The 16,117-nt window shown below is 64.8% G+C and carries 13 protein-coding genes; 2 read left to right on the forward strand and 11 right to left on the reverse strand.

What is annotated here, in order from left to right; translation table 11 throughout:
- Positions 1–51: 51 nt before the first annotated feature.
- The gene (locus GYH35_RS20475) at positions 52–1,449 is read left to right on the forward strand and encodes a TonB family protein (protein WP_161829351.1); all 1,398 of its coding nucleotides are present in this window, start codon (positions 52–54) and stop codon (positions 1,447–1,449) included.
- On the opposite strand, the gene GYH35_RS20480 is transcribed toward GYH35_RS20475, so the two are convergent.
- From GYH35_RS20480 to GYH35_RS35160, 10 genes are all read right to left on the reverse strand, one after another.
- Positions 1,446–2,390, reverse strand: coding sequence for a hypothetical protein (locus tag GYH35_RS20480; protein WP_161829352.1), 945 nt, complete (start codon positions 2,388–2,390; stop codon positions 1,446–1,448). The two genes, GYH35_RS20475 and GYH35_RS20480, sit on opposite strands and share 4 nt — an antisense overlap.
- Before the next feature lie 7 nt (positions 2,391–2,397).
- Positions 2,398–3,483, reverse strand: coding sequence for a hypothetical protein (locus tag GYH35_RS20485; protein ID WP_202624447.1), 1,086 nt, complete (start codon positions 3,481–3,483; stop codon positions 2,398–2,400).
- Positions 3,480–4,574, reverse strand: coding sequence for a vWA domain-containing protein (locus GYH35_RS20490; protein ID WP_161812684.1), 1,095 nt, complete (start codon positions 4,572–4,574; stop codon positions 3,480–3,482). Before GYH35_RS20490 ends, GYH35_RS20485 begins: the two co-directional genes overlap by 4 nt.
- Positions 4,555–5,958 carry an FHA domain-containing protein gene (locus GYH35_RS20495; protein WP_161812683.1) on the reverse strand — a complete coding sequence of 468 codons (1,404 nt, stop codon included), beginning with the start codon at positions 5,956–5,958 and terminating at the stop codon, positions 4,555–4,557. The genes GYH35_RS20490 and GYH35_RS20495 overlap by 20 nt, the downstream gene beginning before the upstream one ends.
- Positions 5,958–6,791 carry a MotA/TolQ/ExbB proton channel family protein gene (locus GYH35_RS20500; protein ID WP_161812682.1) on the reverse strand — a complete coding sequence of 278 codons (834 nt, stop codon included), beginning with the start codon at positions 6,789–6,791 and terminating at the stop codon, positions 5,958–5,960. The genes GYH35_RS20495 and GYH35_RS20500 overlap by 1 nt, the downstream gene beginning before the upstream one ends.
- Positions 6,792–6,808: 17 nt before the next feature.
- On the reverse strand, positions 6,809–7,123 hold the full coding sequence (locus GYH35_RS20505) for a hypothetical protein (RefSeq protein WP_161829353.1): 315 nt from the start codon (positions 7,121–7,123) through the stop codon (positions 6,809–6,811).
- Between the two features lie 29 nt (positions 7,124–7,152).
- The gene (locus GYH35_RS20510) at positions 7,153–9,564 is read right to left on the reverse strand and encodes a PEGA domain-containing protein (RefSeq protein WP_161812681.1); all 2,412 of its coding nucleotides are present in this window, start codon (positions 9,562–9,564) and stop codon (positions 7,153–7,155) included.
- Complete coding sequence (locus GYH35_RS20515) at positions 9,561–11,903, reverse strand: serine/threonine-protein kinase (protein ID WP_161829354.1); 2,343 nt, start codon at positions 11,901–11,903, stop codon at positions 9,561–9,563. The genes GYH35_RS20510 and GYH35_RS20515 overlap by 4 nt, the downstream gene beginning before the upstream one ends.
- A 34-nt stretch (positions 11,904–11,937) precedes the next feature.
- Entirely contained in the window at positions 11,938–13,191 is a 1,254-nt protein-coding gene (locus GYH35_RS20520; RefSeq protein ID WP_161829355.1) for a hypothetical protein, read from the reverse strand.
- Positions 13,192–13,296: 105 nt separating this feature from the next.
- On the reverse strand, positions 13,297–14,796 hold the full coding sequence (locus GYH35_RS35160) for a hypothetical protein (RefSeq protein WP_202624464.1): 1,500 nt from the start codon (positions 14,794–14,796) through the stop codon (positions 13,297–13,299).
- On the opposite strand from GYH35_RS35160, the gene GYH35_RS34640 reads away from it, so the two are divergent.
- On the forward strand, positions 14,795–15,133 hold the full coding sequence (locus GYH35_RS34640) for a hypothetical protein (protein ID WP_202624448.1): 339 nt from the start codon (positions 14,795–14,797) through the stop codon (positions 15,131–15,133). The two genes, GYH35_RS35160 and GYH35_RS34640, sit on opposite strands and share 2 nt — an antisense overlap.
- A gap of 180 nt (positions 15,134–15,313) precedes the next feature.
- On the opposite strand, the gene GYH35_RS20535 is transcribed toward GYH35_RS34640, so the two are convergent.
- Complete coding sequence (locus GYH35_RS20535; RefSeq protein WP_161812676.1) at positions 15,314–16,096, reverse strand: hypothetical protein; 783 nt, start codon at positions 16,094–16,096, stop codon at positions 15,314–15,316.
- Positions 16,097–16,117: the final 21 nt, after the last annotated feature.

The following is a 16,117-nucleotide window of genomic DNA, read 5'->3' on the forward strand; positions in this document are numbered from 1 at the left end:
CTGTCCGCAGCGGGAGAACGATGTCGAGTCGACGAGTCGGTGGGGTGGGTCATGAGGATCAGGCAATCGGCGAGAACCGTGCTGCGAGCGGTGACGATGAGCGTCCTGCTCGGCCTCACGGGCTCGATTGCCGCGAATCCCGCGCCCTCACCGCCGCGTCCGGAATCGCAGCAGGAATTCTGGGCACGTTACGACAAGAGGGACTGGGCGGCCGCCCTCGACGAAGCACGCCGCCTGGTCGAACGGGCGCGCGCGAATTCACGCGAGCCAATGCAACTCGCCGATGCGTTGACGCTCCTGGGCAACGCCCAACTGAGCAGCGGCGATCGTGTCAATGCCGAAGCCTCGTATCGCGAGGCTCTGCAGATCACTGAATCGCAAGGTGCTGGCGCCGGGCTGGCCGCAGTGGATCCGCTGCGCGGCTTGGGCTACTCGCTGGCGTTGCTCGAACGCCATGACGAAGCGGTTCCCTATCTGGAACGCGCGGTGCTCATCATCCGGCGCTCCTCCGGCTTGTTCGATCCGAGCCAGCAGAGCTTGTTGCGTCAACTCGCGACCAGCCTGACGCGCACCGGCCGCGCCGTCGATGGCCAGAAGCAGATGCTTTATCTGCAGCGTGTCGGCGAACGCACTTACGGCGAGCGCGATCCACGCATGTCGCCGGTGTTGTGCGTGGTCGGCGACTGGTATGTCGACCTCGGCAATTTCCTGCTCGGCCGCGATCGATATCGCGACGCTCTGGAGATCGTCGAGCGCAAGCTCGGCAAGGACGATCCGGCGCTGGTCCTGCCCTTGCGCGCTCTGGCGCGCAGTTACATCCAGGAGGTTTATTTCCTCACGCAAGGTTTTCAGCCGCTGGAAAACCGCAACCAGATGGATACGTTGTCGCCGCTGGAATCCAAGGGCATCAATCCCAAGTACATCAGCAGCGATGGCGAGCGGGCCTTGCAGCGCGCGCTGGCCATTCTCGAGTCGCATCCCGACACACCGCCCGCCGTGTTGACGGACACGCTGATCCAGCTCGGCGACTGGTATCAGGTGAAGCATCAGCCCGAGAAGGCGCTGCCCTACTATCGGCGCGCCGCTGCACTGGTGGCGAACGATAAAGCGGCCGCGGCCGAAGTGGCGGTGGCGCCGTTGAGCTTCCCAGTGCGCGTTTACTATCCAATGCCGCCGCTGGCCATGCGCAATCGTCAGCTGGCGGCGCCGGAGATCGAGGAAAAATTCGTGTCGGTGGAATTCACCGTGACCGGCTCGGGCGATGTGCAGGATGCCAAGGTGATCGAACAGAACGGCACGCAACGCCAGGCTTCACAAGCGCTCGAAGCGATCCGTGCGGCCCGCTATCGGCCGAAGTTCGTCAATGGCGAGCCGGTCGAGACTCAGGGCGTCGTCAACCGCGAAGTGTTCAAGATCCGCAAGCAGGACGACGACGAAAGCAAATCTTAGGACATCACCGGCGCCAGCCCGACGGCCTCGGGCTTGGGTTCATCTTTCTCGGCGTCATCGTTCTTTTCAACTTCCGGCTCCTGCGGGGGCGCCGTCTCTTCCTTGGTTGGCGTCGCTGCCGGATCTTTCGCCGGTTCCGTTGCAGCGGGCGCCGTTGGAATAGCGGCGGGCACAACGACTTTCTTTTCCGATGCTGGCGGCGTTGTCGGCGCGGTCGTAACCGCCGGCGCCGCACCCGGCGCGGTCGGCGTGCCCGGCGGCGCGACTGGCGTATCGGCGGTCGCCGATTCCGGCAACAGTCCGCGCATCACGGCCTGCTCACGGAACTCGACGGCCAGCTTTGCTCCCGCATCTCGCATCGCCAGCGCGGTCGCTACCGACAACGGCGCTTCGCTCGACAAGCCCTGCGAAGGCGACGTGCCGTAACCGGTGAATCCCCACGAATCGGCGAGCTTGCCGTCGGGCAAATAAACGTTCACGCGATACTTGATGCTCACGGCATAGAACGGCGAGCCGGCGTCGCGGGGCGTGACGAATGCATATTCCTCGATGCTCGGCTCCAGAATCGCGGCGACACCGCCCGGCACCTGCGTGCCGGCATTGACGCTCTCCACCGGGATCACGCGTTCGAACATCGCATTCATCAATCGCGTGATGCCGTCGGCCTGCGCCTTGCCGAGCTCGACATGCCACTTGGTGCTCCAGCGCTCTTCCTTGTGCACGTAAGTCGAGAACTCGGTGGGCACGAACAACGCGACGCCGATCGGAATCTTCACCACCAGCGGCGGCGGAATGTTGGTGCTCGCGATCAGCTTCACCGGGCCGCAGCCCGCCAGCAGCACCATCGCGGCGCTCAGGCCGCACGCGGCCGCAGCCGTGAGTTGCCGCCGGCGTGCTTGCAGCCATGAGCTCGAGCGAGACAGCAGGCGATGATCTTTCACGATGACCTCAAGGCGCTGGGCCAGCAACTAAGGCCTGGGAGACCGACTCGCCAGTCGGGCCAGGGGTCGCGTTGTCGCCGATCCGAAATCGGGGACCGCCACGCTGCGGGTCATCCAGGCCGACGAACGAGCCGCCATTGCGTTGACAAAGGATGCGCATCAGCGTCGCGAAGCGGATGCTCGTGTACTGCGGCGCATCCGGCCGCACCGGGAAGCCGATGGCGTGAATGCGCACGCGGCGCTCGCCGGTCGCATCCTCACGGTTGATGATATCCACGCCCTTCACCACCGAGTCGATGGATGAGCCGGTGAACTCATCGCCAAATACGTACAGGCTGATCTTCTTGTCTTTGGAGTGATAGGTGCGGATCGCTTCGACGATGCCTTCGATGGGGCTGGAGTTGGAGAACACGTTCCAGGTGCGCAGCCGATCGATCACCGTGCGCCGTTGATTCGGCGTGTCAGGGATCCACTTGCCTCGGTAGCCGCTAAACATGTACGTGCCTTCGTCGCTCATCACCTGGAAGCCCTTCACCGTCGGATAGGTGTTCAGGGTCTCTTCCACCTTCTGCAACATCATCGGCCACACGTAATTGAACATGGAGCCCGAGGTATCGATGATGAAGATGATGTATTCGCTGTCTACCGGGATTCCTCCGATAGCATCGTCTTTCTTGCGGCGGAAACCGGCGCCGAGCAGGCGCTTCATTTCGTCGGTCAGCGTCTGCTGCGCCGAGGCCAGCCGGCCTTCCAGCTGATTGGCCACATCGGCTTCCTGCTTGGAGGCGTTGTACTGGCCCTTGATGTCGCTCAGGTCGCCCTGCAGACGCGCGATCCGGCGCTTCTCATCCGACAACTGCTCCTGCTTCGCTTTCAAATCGCGATTCAGGATATCGGCCTGGCCTTCGATCTCGATCAGCTCGTCCTGCAAGCTGAGCAGTTCTTCCTGCAGATCCTGCTCGGACTGCTCGATGCTGGGCGTGCGGATATTGCTCAACACCAGCAGCAACACCACCGAGCCCAGGCCGCAGGTGATGCAGTCCAGGAAGGAAATGCTGAAGATTTCCGTCTCGCGGCGCGGTCGTTTGCTCATGGCCAATCCTTCGACGGGCTCATGAAGGAGCCGCCGGTATCGCGCGCCGCCAGCCAGAACGCGGCGGGCGCCATTGGATCGCCTTCCATCGGCATCAAAATGACATTGAACGGCACGTCGCGCGGATACTTCGCGAAAGCGCGCTCGAACAATTTGAGTCGCGCGTCGCCGTCGATGGTCTTGCGGATCAACGGCGCGGCCGCGGCCTGCGTCGGCAGCCCATCCGTGACCATGATGACGTTATCCGGTTTCGGGTTGAGCGCGTTCATCGCGAGAAATGCATTCTCGATACTGGTGCCGTCGGCCGGCACGGTCTTGCGCAGTTTCTCCAGCGCCTCGGTCATCGAGTTCGGATCGTTGGCCTTGAGCCACTTGCCTTCCGAGCCTTGCACCAGCGCATAGGTCTTGGTGTTGAACGCGTAGATCTGGAACTGTCCTTCCAGCGGCATTTGCGCGGCGAGCCACTCCACCGTCGACACCGTTCGGCGCCACTTCTGCGACATCAGCTTCTTGGATTCGGGCATGTTGCGCATACGCAGGACGTTGACGACGGTCTCGTCCAGCATGCTCGCGGACACATCGACGAACAGCAGGATGCGGTCGCCCCCGACCTTCAACCCCGTCAAATACTGGCGATCGCCCTGCCCGACGAAGCCGCGCACACGCGTGCCGGTCGCGCTCGGATCTTTGCTGGCGCCTTCCAGACGGCGGTTGCCCTCTTCGAGCGATTTCAGATCGGCCTTGAGCCGCTCGATGGCCTCGCGACGCGACAATGTTTCTTTGCTCGAGTCGGCCAGCTCGACCTTGAGCCGCTCGGTCTCTTCGAGCACGCGGGTGCCCATGCCTTCGGTGCGCACCGACTCCTTGTCGGTCTCGATCATCGAGTTCCGCAGCACCACCAGCTTCTGGTAACCCTCCAGCACCTGCTCTTCGAGCTTGGAGACTTCGGCGCGCTGAGTCTGGTCCACGGTTTGCGCGCGCAGGCCGCCTTGCGCGTTGATCAACGTATAGACGAGCACGACCGACCCGAATGCACACGTGATGCAATCGAGGAACGACATGCTGAAGACTTCAGTCTTGCGGCGCGCCATCGTCGTCTACCAGTTGAATCAATTCCAGCGTGATGCCCGGCGAGCCGAGCCGCAGCCGGTCGCCGACCGTGAGCGCGGTTCGCCCGGACACTTTTTCGTCGTTGACGAACGAGCCGTAGGTACTGTGATCTTCGACCATGACGGCGCCATTACGCCGCACGACCGTGCAGTGAGCGCGCGAGATGCCCGGCAACGCGCTCGGCAATGTCAAAGCACGCGGACGGCCCTCGACTGCCCAACCAATCGTCAGCGGCTGTGCGGTGATGCTCCAGGCGCGACCTTGAAATAAAACGTGTGTCGGCCGCAGTTGCGGCGGCGTCGCTTCGACGTCCGACGCTTGCACCTCGTCGGTGTCGGCACGCGGCACAGGCAATTGATAAATCAGCGCGAGAGCATCCGGCCCGCGTCGAACGCTAGCCTCATGCTGAAGCGCGCCCCACGCAGCGGCCGCAGGCGGCAGCACTTGAATCGTGCAATCACGCAGCGTCCGCAGCCGATCGAGCAGACCCGGCAGCGCCGCGACCCGCTGCGACACTCGCAACTCGATGGGCATGCCGGCGACGCGTGCGTTCTGCACCAGACGTAACAATTCGAGATAGTGAGGCTCGGCGGCGGCGATGAGCTGCGCCCGTTCCATCTCCAGCTGCAACTCGCGGTCGCCGAATTGGAACGACAGCGTGATCGTTTCCGCTTGCTGCAACTCGCCCAGCCACGCCGGCAACTGATCGACCAGCCGCTGCTCGCTGGCCGCTTCATGCAGCGGATCGAAGCGGGTTTTGCGGACGAAGTTCTCGGCGATGAACTGGGCGAGCGTCTGGTGGATGCCCAGCAAGCCGTGGCGCAAGGCGATCTCGTAACGGCTGCGCTTCAGGCCGGGATATTCGCCGCCTGAGTATTCGAGCACGGTGAGCAGCGCCTGATGCAACTCGAGATCGAGATGCAGCACTCGCGCCGGCGCGGGCTCGAGGCTACATGCAGCGAGCGCGGCGTCGACCAGGCCCGCGACACGCACGCCGGTTTCGTTGATCACCCCGAGCAACAAACCCAATTGCTCGCGGCTGTAACCTGCAGGCACCGCGAGCAGCACACCCTCGTTGTCCTGTTTGAAGCGCCCGAGCAAACTTTCGGCTTGCGCGAAGGCGACGTCCGCAGTCGTGCCCGCGACGCGCGATGGACGCGTCAGCGGCTGCGTGCTCAGGCCACGCCAGAAGTTCGTATTCGCAAGCAACGGCTTTACTCGCAGCCGTTGCAGCGCATCCAGGCCAGTGACCGTCGTTTGATCTTCCAGCAGCGCGACGCCCGGTGCGTCGGCAATGACGTCCACGTTGTCGCCGTGTTTTCGCGCGACGACCAGTGCGGCGTCGATGAGCTCCAGTGCTAGCACTACCTCACCTGCATGTGCCGGATCAGATGCTGGTCGATCCAATGATCGGTGTCGTGCACGAACTGCTCCTGCGCCTGTTGCAGCTGGTGCAGGAAGAACATCAGGATCAGGGTCAGCAGCAGCGCGACGAACGTGGCGTTGAACGCGATACCCAGGCCCGAAGTCACGCCGCTGATATCGCCGGTGACCGCCTTATGGGCTTGCAACAGCGCGTCGCCGATGTGACGCACGGTGCCGATGAAGCCGATGGCCGGGATGGCCCAGGCGATGTAACGGATCATCGCCAGACCCGAGTCGAGTCGATCCGCTTCGGAGTCGCATACCGCCTTCGAGGTTTCGGCGGAGTCGCGGATGCTGCGCGTGGAGGCGAACCGATCGAGCGTGCGTTGTAACGCGCGGACCACCAGCGAGCCCTTCTCCTCCGCAGGCACGGCCTCGAGCTGCCGCGAATAATCCTTGGCGTCTTCGGGCAAGACCTTGATGCCCTCGGGCACGTGGATCAGCTCGCGCTCGAGCAGCTTGCGCTCGCGACGGATCAGGACGGCCTTGTAACCGAGGATGAGCAGCGCCCAGATGAAGTGGATGATCTCGATTTCCTGCTCGGGAGCGTTGATGGTCAGGTAGAACGAGCGCTCCGGCACGTAGTCTTTGTCGGCCTTCATGCGGGCCTGCTCGGTGGCCACGAGCTCGTCACCGTTGGGAATGATCCATGACACGTACAGCGCGTGCACGACCACGATGGTCGCGATCAGGGCGACCAGCGTCACGACGAATTCGCTCGGATACGTGACCGTGCGGGAGGAGCGGGGAGCCGGTGCGGCGGCGGTAACCATGTGGGATTCCTGTCGAATCAAATATCGATGGGGAACGACACGTCGAAATCGGCGCGGACCTGCTCAGACGGCACGAAGCGCTCGGGCGAGCTGCCCTTGCCGGGCTTGGATTTCGGGGCCGGCGGCGGCGCTTCGTCGTCTTCCTCCGTCTTAGTACCCTGCTGAACCTGAGTTTGTTCGTCGTCTTTCGGTGCCGCGGATTCGCCCGGAGGCGCAGTGGCCGCCGACGCCGCCGGCTTGGCAGGCGCGGGTTCGGCGGCGCCGGCCACCGTAGCGACCGTGCCAGTTGCGCAACATGCAGCCAAAAGGGTCAGCAGTCGTAACGGTTTCATATGTTGCCCCTCACCTACTCCGCGCCCGTCTACTCTGCATAACGGGCGACACGAAAGCCCACGTCGTTGGCCTGGCTTTCACCGAAACTCCGCGCCGACAGCCGCAGCTCCGTCACGCTCGCCTGTTTCCAGCTGGAACCGCGGATCACGTGCTGCTTGCCGTCGGCGGGACCGGTCGGATCGACCGCGACCGCGCCGCTGTCCGAACTGACAGTGTAGTAGTCATGTACCCATTCGGCGACGTTGCCGCCCACGTCGAACAGACCCAAGGGATTGGCTGGGAATTTGCTGGTCGGCGCGGCGGCGGCGTAGCCGTCGTCGTAATCTGGAATGACATCCTGAACGATCAATCGTGCCGTCACATCCGCGTAATTTCCCGAGCGTGGCGTCACTGGCAGCGCATTGCCCCAGGGATAGCGCCGGAACTTGCCGCCGCCTTCGAAACGCGCCATCCATTCCCACTCGGCGTCGGTAGGCAACCGATAGCCCGTCGTCAGCGGCTGCACGGCGACCATGCGGCCATCCTTGTTCTGGTACGCCGGCGGCAGCCCATCCTGTTGCGACAGCCAGTTGCAGTACAAAGCCGCGTCGTTCCAGGTCACGTTCACGGCCGGCTGATTGTCCAGATCGAGCGTGTGCTGGCCGATGATGCCGGAGCGATGGTCGGCTTTGAACTTGCGGAACTGGCCGTTGGTGACTTCACTCACTCCCATGTAGAACGGCCGCTTGAACTGCACGTCACGCTGCGCTTCGTTGGCGCGGCGGCCGGGCTCGCGGCGCGGGCTGCCCATGGTGAAAGAACCCACCGGCATCAGCTTCAACGACAGCTCCGCCTTGCTGCGGATGTTGGTCGGCGTCGCGGCCATCCTGGTCTGCTCGGGCGTGAGCAGCGTGGTCTCGATCTTCTGCGACACACCGGGCCGCGGCGTGATGCTGGTCTTGTAGGTGACGAAACCGGTCTTGCGGATCTCGATGTCGTGCGTGGTCGCGACCAGCCGCAATTTCTGATTGGCGGCGCCGGCGGCTTTGCCATCGACGAACACTTGCGCGTCCGCCGGCTGCACCGCCAGGGTCACTTCGCCGAACACGCCGGAGAGCGGCACGGATAGCGTGCGATCCTCGCCAGCCGTGAGTGAAACCTCACGCGTCGCGGCTTCGTAGCCCGGCATCGTCAACACGACGTTGTGTGCAATGTCGGGCCGCAATTCCAGCGAGACGGGCGTTTGTCCGCGATAGACGCCGCCGACCGAAACACTCGCCCCCGAAGGCTCGGAACGCAGCGCCAGCTTGCCATCGGGCAGGCCGAGACGGACCGGGCCGAGATTCATCGCTTCGTTCGCCTTCACCTGCACGTCGGTGGTCCAGGATTTGAAGCCGGCCATGCGCAGCTCGACCGGATGATTACCGGCGAGAATCTGCGTCGTCAGCGGCGTCACGCCACGCTCTTCGCCATCGACAACCAGCATCGCGCCGGCGGGCTCGGAGCTCACGGTGACTTCGGCCCACGCCGGCACCAGCTTCGGCGTGAATGTCTGACTCTTGCCTTCGCCGACGACGTCCAGCTCGCCGGAGAAAGGTTGATAGCGCGCGGCGGCGATGGCGATCGTGTGCTTGCCGGGCGCAATCGTGAATTCGCCCGGCGCATTGCCGAGCTCTTTGCCGTCGACGGTGACGCGCGCTTGCGCAGGCACGTCGACCTTCACCTTGCCGGGCAGCTTTTGCAGCTTGAGCGCGAATGTTTGATTCGGCTCCTTGGTGACCTTGGCTTGCAATTGCGCCGGCGAAAAGCCTTCCTGCGTCGCCTTGATCAAATAATCGCCCGGCCGCACCAGTACGCGACCGGCGAAACGCACCGCCGGCAGCGTGCCCTGGATGTCGACTTGCGCGTCGGCAGGATCGGTGCGCACGCTCACCGAGGTCGCGGTGAAAATAAACCAGAGCACGGCCGCCACGAGCGCCGCGGCCACGCCGGCGACGATTTTCTTGAGATCGAGCCTGACCTTCGGCCCGGCCTTGACCGGATCGCTCGGGCGGAACTGCAACGGATCGATGCGCTCGGCATCGCCTTCGCCGCCTTGCAGGCGGGCGGACGGCTCGATGATGGGCGGCGCCGTGATATTGCCGCTGCTGCCGTCGTCGACTTCGACGATGCGCTGATCGTCACGTTGCGCGAGCAGCCGCAAACGAGCCGCGCCGAAGTTGATCACATCGCCGCTGCGCAGCCACGTGGAGTTCTGCACCGGTACGCCGTTGTGGAGCACTTCGACGCCATCGGCGGGCTGCACGAACAGCTGATCTTCGTGCAATCCCAGATACGCTTCCGCGCCTTCGGGCCGGCCGGCCATGACGATGGCGCTGCCCTGCCCGCCTACCGCGATAGGAAAATCCGTGGCCGTGAATCGGCGCTCGCCCAAGGCCTCGCGAACGATGAGCTCGCTCAAATCTTATCCTCGCAGCGAATCACGACCGGCTCCGGCGCTGCTCCCGGCATCACGCTGATTTCTCGCCGCACGTCGCGATAGCCGGGTCGCGTGCCGACCACGGTATAGCTGCCTGGGACGAGATCCAGGGAGCGTTGTTCGAACGCTCCGAGGACGCCAACGCGATAGATGGTCACTTGAGTAACGTTGTCCGAACGCAGGGCGACCGGTACCGGCACGTCGGCACGCGCCAGCCATTCGCCCAGTGTCTTGATCTGCTTGCTCAGGATCGGGCCGGGATTGGCGATGCCCGCCGCCCGCGACAATGTTTCTTTCGCCACGACCCGCACCGACTGACTGAACAGACGCTCGGGTTGCGTGAGATACATTTCCAGCTGCTCGTTCAACGCGGCGCGCGGCGACGTGCGAGCGGCGCCGTCGTTCGCCGCGGCCACGGTCGAATCGAGCTCGAGCACGCTGCGATAGACCTTGAGCGCCTCGGCCCACTTCTCTTGCGACTCGAGCTGCTGGGCTTCCTGCAACTTCACGCCGATCACGCCGGTGCGCTGCTCTTGTTCGATCTGCCGCAACGCCTGCGGAATCTCCGGTGCGTCGGGACGAATGCGGCGCGCAGCTTCGAATGCTTCACGTGCTTGCGAGTAATTTGTGGCCGCGAGGGCGCTGTAACCTCTCGCCATCGCGCTTGCGAATGCATCGGCGGCCTGTCGCGAAGTGATGCGCGCAATGCCTTCACTCGCGCGCGTTGCTTCCGCATCGAGGGCCAGTGCTTTCTGGAAGTTTTCGAGAGCCGGTGTCGCGTTGCCTTCCTTCTCCTGACCTTCCGCCTTGGTGAGCAGGGCCAGAACCTGATCCAACGTACCCGCGCGCTTCAGACCACGCGAGGCGACCTGATTGTTCGGCTCGATCTTCAGCGCCAGCTCGAACGCAGCTTTGGCGTCTTCGGAACGACCCTCCTGCAACGCTGCGGCGCCAGCCTTCAATTGCTCGGCCAGTACCTGCGGGGCGCGCTTCTCGACGATATCGAGCAGCGGCGTAATCTCGTTGAGCTTCTGCTCGGCGGCGGTGTAGTCGCGGGCGGTTGCGTCTTGATCGGCCGCTGCCAGTAAGGAGTTCGCGCGCCCGAATTCTTCACCGCCCCACTGAGCGGCGGCACGCGCATTGAGCTTCTGCAGACGCTCGTCGATGGCGGTGCGCAGTTCTTCGGCTGCCTGCTTCGCTTTCGCCAGAGCCGCGAAATCGAGCTCCTTTTTCTCGGCCGCCTTCTCGTCGACTTTGGGAGCGACGGCCGCGGCGACCGGCGCCTTCTGAGCGGGCGGCTCGCGCTCCATCACTTTGGGTAACACGAAGAACACCACGCCGATGGCAACCAGCCCGAGCGCCACCAGCGACGCACCCAAGCCGCGTCGGAAACCTTGACGACGCAGATCGTCCTCATTGACGCGCGGGCCAGTCGTGCGCTGCCACTCGCTACGCAACGGCTCGCCCTGCCCTGGCGGCGGACGCAAACCGGGCGGCTCGATTTTCACCGAAGCAGGCTTGATGGGTGCAGGCTCGTTCATATCGCTCATCATCGCAGGCGGCGGCAGACTCGCAAGCGCCGCGCGCAATTCTCTTTCGACACTTCCCATGTCCGCAGGCCGGTCCTCCGCCCGTCGCGCGAGCAGTCTGCCGATCAGCTGCGCAAGGGCCGGCGGCACGTCGGCCGGCGGTGGCGCAGGCTCTCGCGTTACGTCTCTCGCCGCCGCCGCGTCCGGATAAAACGGCGGATAGCCTGACAATAACTCGTAGAGCAGCGCGCCAAAACCATACATATCGTCCGCGACACTCACCGGCGCACCGGCGAGCTGCTGCGGGCTGGCACTGAATGGCGAGCCCCGCGTGAGCGCGCCGAAATCCGCCAGCAACGGCGTGCCGTCCGCACTCAACAGCACATTCGCGGGCTTCACATCCCGATGGACGATGCCCGCCGCATGCGCTGTCGCCAGTGCCGACGCGATCGGAATCGTCGCTCTCAGGATCTCGCCACAACTGCGACCGCGCAGCTGAGTCAGATCGCCACCCGCGGCGTAGTCCATCGCGATCCAGGCGTACTGCGCCGACCGCTGCAGCCCTTCGACTCGCAGAATATTCGGATGGTCGAGCGCCGCGACGCGCGCGTACTCGTCGTGCAAAGCCGCGCAGGTTGCAATGTCCTGCGCCAACTCGGACGACAGAATCTTGACCGCGACCGGGTCGCGGCGTTCACGTTCTTGCGCGAGCCAGACTTCGCCGCTGCCCCCGGCACTCAACCGACGCACCAGGACGAGACTGCGAGACAGTTCCTGCCCGCGCTCCAGCATGACGAATGTGTGCTTGGATCGGGCGGTTGGCGAGTTATCCGCCGCCGGTCTCGGCCTTGGGAGCAGCCGCCTTCGAAGCAGTTTCCTCCGGTACTGGGGTCACGGGCACCGGCGCGCCGGTTTCGTTTTCGTAGAGCTCTTTGAGCAAGCGCCGCCATTCGGTGTACTGCTCTTCGGCCGTGCCTTTGAGCTGCAGCGTGCGGCCTTCCACTTCGACCACCATGGGTTGCACTTCGGCCTGGAACGATTCACCCAACTGCTTCAACGAGTCGGAGTGCAGTTTCACTTCCGCCCCCTTGTCGAAGCCGCTCTTCACGGCATATGCGCCGCCGAAGATCGCACCGGTGGCAGCGGCCTGCCCGGCATATGTATTCGCTTCCGCACCGACTACGAGGCCGCCGACGATCGCCGCTGCGCCGAGCAGCTTGCGCGTGATCGCCGAGCGCTTCGCTTCGTCCTTCGCTTCCAGCTCGGAGTAGCTGTAGCGGCGCCAGTTCGTGTACGGCTCGGACATGTTTTCCGAGAACAGCGAGTAGTGCTCGTTGATCGTGTCGAGCAGGGCGTAATCGCGCTCCCGGATCCGATCCATCCGCTGCAGCATCGGATCGTCTTCGGACGGCAGGCGCACGACCTGCTTCATGCCCTTCTTGTCCTCGGTCATGTAGTTGCTGAAGGCATACGGCGCGAGATCGGACGCGAAGCGCAGCTCGGATACACGACGCACGTTTTCCAGATCGGCGGCGGTCATCTGCTGGCGGAACACGAGCATGTCGTTGGCCAGCGTGTTGTACATGTTCTGGAAAGGATCGCGCGGCTTGCCGGTTTGATCCTTATACGAACGTGTGTCGGCGAGCTGGTTGTACTCGCGCTTGAACCATTGCCGGCCGGTCGCGTCGACCACGGTGATTTCGGCGCGCAGCACCTGCCCGGTCGACTCGATGATCTTGCCGGAGACATAAACGTCGAGCGCCTCGGCGTCTTGCGGCATCACGCGCACCTGGCCCCACTGGCCGGTGCCTTCGAGCGTGTTACGCAACTGCATGGGCAGGAAGCGCGCTTCGGCTTTGCGCACTTCGGGGAAGATGTGCTCTTCCTCCATCTTCTTTTCGTCCTTGGGCAGGTTCTCTTCGAACAGCCGCACACCGACGTCGAGCAGCTGCGCTTCGGGTATCTCGGTCGCGGCCTGTATGGCCTTCACCCGCTGCTGCGGGCGGGTCTCGTGAGTGACACATCCAGCCGCGCCCAGGGCGGCCACCGACAGGAAGATTAGAGCAAGCGTGCGCTTCATAACTTTCAACCTGAGCCGTTCTTGTCGCTGCCTGACCTGCCCCATTGACCTGATTCGTTCCGCCAGTTTTTCGTTTTTGCTTCAGCTCATCGAGGAAGGGGGCCCTCAGGTCCCCTTCTTATAATTCCGATACTCCTGCCAGAGTTTCTCGCGCAGCTCCGGATCGGTTTCGTTCATTGCGGCTTCGCGCAACTGACGGGCGACGATGTCGTCGTCGCTGCCATCCGGAATGCCCGCGGGCACCGTGTTCGGACCGCTGCCGCCGCTGGCGCCGCCGCCAACGCCGCCACCACCGCCCTGGCTGCCACCCTGACCCTGGCCTTGCCCTTGTCCCTGACCCTGGCCCTGGCCCTGGCCTTGTCCCTGACCTTGACCATTGCGACCCTGGCCACCGCCATTGCCGCCTTGACCTTCGCCGCCGCCGGCTCCTTCGCCGTCGCCACCGGCGCCTTGAGCGCCAGCGCCCTGACCGTCGCTGCCGTCACCGTTGCCTTGTCCACCGCCGCCGCCGCGGCCGTTGCCGCGCTGCCCGGCGATGTCGGCCTGCTCTCTGCGCATGCGGCCGTCGAAGATGCTGAACGATTCGTCGAACTTGCGATCGATCTGCGCGGTGCGTTCGCCGCCGGTCATCGGACCGCCGCCGCCACCGCCATCTCCGCCGCCGCCCTGTGAACCTTGAGCACCGCCGCCTTGACCTTGGGCGCCGCCACCGCCAGCGGCTCCGCCCCCGGCCGACGGATAACCGCCGCCGCCACCCGCAGAGCCGCCACCCATGGCGCCAGCGCCACCTGCGGCGCCTCCGCCGCCAGCAGAACCGCCGCCTTGCATTCCACCGCCACCCGCAGCGCCGCCGGCAGATCCACCGCCCTGCGCGCCGCCGCCACCTTGCATGCCGCCGCCGTTTGCTCCGGCGCCGCCAGCCGCACCGCCGCCGCCCTGCATGCCACCGGCATTTGCTCCGGCACCACCAGCTGCGCCGCCGCCTTGCATACCGCCACTGGCTCCGCCACCGCCGGCTGCACCGCCGCCAGCCGCGCCGCCTGCCGAGCCACCGCCACCGGCCGATCCGCCGGCCGCGCCACCGCCGCCGCTGGATCCTTTGAAGATGCTTTCGTTCTGGGAGCCGCCGCCGGATGTGCCGCCGCTCGAAGAATCTTGCGAGCCGGCTGAACCGCCGCCGCCTTGAGCGCCGCCGCCCTGGGCTCCGCCGCTGCTTCCACCGCCGCCAGTGCTCGGCAAGCCGCCGCTCTGGTCTCCACCGGCACCGCCGGTGCTAGGCGAAGGCACACCGACCGAGGGCAAACCAGCGCCCGGCAGTGAAGTACCGACAGTTACATTCGGACTGGAAGAACCGCCGCCGCTTTGGCCGCCGCTCGAACCCGAGGAGCCGCCCGCAGCGCCACCGGATTGACCGCCCGCTCCACCGGCTGAGCCATCGGATCCACCTTGCGATCCACCGCCCTGACTGCCACCGCCTTGCGATCCGCCAGAGCTGCCGCCTGACGAACCACCGGCGTTCGCGCCACCGCCACTCTGTCCGCCGGACTGGCCGCCGCCACCCATGGAGCCGCCCTGACTGCCCTGCGAAGAAGACGAAGAGGGCATGCCCGACGCGCCGCCACCGCCGCTCGCGCCACCGGACGAGGGCATTCCGCCACTCGAACGGCTGCCGCCGCTCGATCCGCCGCTGGGCATGCTGCTGGATGAACCGCCGGAAGATCCGCCGCCACCGCTAGAGCCGGACGATCCGCCGGAGGAGCCAGAGGAGCCGCCGCTCGGCATGCTGCTCGAAGGCATCGATGAGGAAGATTGCTGTTGTGGGCAACCGCCCATGAGGAAGGCGGAGACGGAGCCGACGAGCACACATTGCACGGCCAGCGTCAGCCGACGCTTGCTCGTCGCTGGCAGCTCTGGCGCGGTGGCCGGAATCCGAGTGGGTTGACTCTGCATGTCCTCTCCTTCCTTTCCCCAGGCGCACATGAGGACGCATGACGCCAAAAGGAACTGTGCGACCGATCAGCTGAACGCGCGCTGACCCGAGTCGGTCGAGGTCAGCCCACGTTCGATGGATGTGCCGCCTCCAAGTTCAATGCACGAAAAACGAGTTCGGGCCACGCGCCGCTCAATTCGGCGACACTGCCACCGTCTCCTCGTCTCCCGTACCCATCAAAAACGACTTCAGCTGCCCCGCGAGCCGATCGCAGGCGGTGCTCTGCACCGGCGCGATCAGCGGAATCGGAGCGATGGCGCCGATCATTACCGACGTGCCCTTCACATCGGTGGTGAGACTGCCGGCGCTGATGCCCTGGCGCAGATCCCAGACCGTCGCTTCATAATCCGAGGACTTCTCCCACCAGCCCAGGCCCAGACAGCCGGCGCCACCGGGACCGGCCGCGCAGGCGATGCTGCCGCCGCCGTCAGTCTTTTGCGTCACGCCGTCGACCCACACGATGTAACGCACGCCCATCTCAGCGACCCGTTCGGACACGCCGGGACGTGCGAGAAACGCGCTGAATCCCTGCGCGTTGGCGGGCGCAGTGCTGGGTTCGAGCCAGGGATACAACGCGTCGACGAAATAATGATCCGCGTAAATCTGGAAGGGGCCCTTGCTCAGGTTGCTGCGAGGTTCGAATTGCTTGCCCGCGCGTTGCCTCTCGGCAACGCTGGCGGAGACCGATTCGCCGACCAGCTCGCGCTCCAGACAATCGAGAAATTTGTCTTCCGTGCCCGTGCCTTCCAGATGCGGCTTGGCGAGCAGCACGATCGCCTCTTGCGAACTGATTTGCGTGGGCGCCTCACGCAGCTCCTCGATCTTCGCGGTCATGCAGCCGCTGGTCAGAAGCGTCGTGCCCAGCGCCGCGATGGCCATCGCGAGACGCGGCGAGACAGTGACACCAGAGTTCATTGATCTTCTCCAGGAAGTTCA

It is taken from the genome of Steroidobacter agaridevorans (assembly GCF_009932555.1).
Lineage (GTDB): Bacteria > Pseudomonadota > Gammaproteobacteria > Steroidobacterales > Steroidobacteraceae > Steroidobacter > Steroidobacter agaridevorans.

What these genes read in the sequence shown, in the direction of transcription:
- GYH35_RS20475 (WP_161829351.1), top strand. Translation starts at nt 52, where the DNA reads ATGAGGATCAGGCAATCGGCGAGAACCGTGCTGCGAGCGGTGACGATG.
- GYH35_RS20485 (WP_202624447.1), bottom strand. Translation starts at nt 3,483, where the DNA reads ATGAGCAAACGACCGCGCCGCGAGACGGAAATCTTCAGCATTTCCTTC.
- GYH35_RS20490 (WP_161812684.1), bottom strand. Translation starts at nt 4,574, where the DNA reads ATGGCGCGCCGCAAGACTGAAGTCTTCAGCATGTCGTTCCTCGATTGC.
- GYH35_RS20500 (WP_161812682.1), bottom strand. Translation starts at nt 6,791, where the DNA reads ATGGTTACCGCCGCCGCACCGGCTCCCCGCTCCTCCCGCACGGTCACG.
- GYH35_RS20505 (WP_161829353.1), bottom strand. Translation starts at nt 7,123, where the DNA reads ATGAAACCGTTACGACTGCTGACCCTTTTGGCTGCATGTTGCGCAACT.
- GYH35_RS20515 (WP_161829354.1), bottom strand. Translation starts at nt 11,903, where the DNA reads ATGCTGGAGCGCGGGCAGGAACTGTCTCGCAGTCTCGTCCTGGTGCGT.
- GYH35_RS20520 (WP_161829355.1), bottom strand. Translation starts at nt 13,191, where the DNA reads ATGAAGCGCACGCTTGCTCTAATCTTCCTGTCGGTGGCCGCCCTGGGC.
- GYH35_RS34640 (WP_202624448.1), top strand. Translation starts at nt 14,795, where the DNA reads ATGCCCGACGCGCCGCCACCGCCGCTCGCGCCACCGGACGAGGGCATT.
- GYH35_RS35160 (WP_202624464.1), bottom strand. Translation starts at nt 14,796, where the DNA reads ATGCCCTCTTCGTCTTCTTCGCAGGGCAGTCAGGGCGGCTCCATGGGT.
- GYH35_RS20535 (WP_161812676.1), bottom strand. Translation starts at nt 16,096, where the DNA reads ATGAACTCTGGTGTCACTGTCTCGCCGCGTCTCGCGATGGCCATCGCG.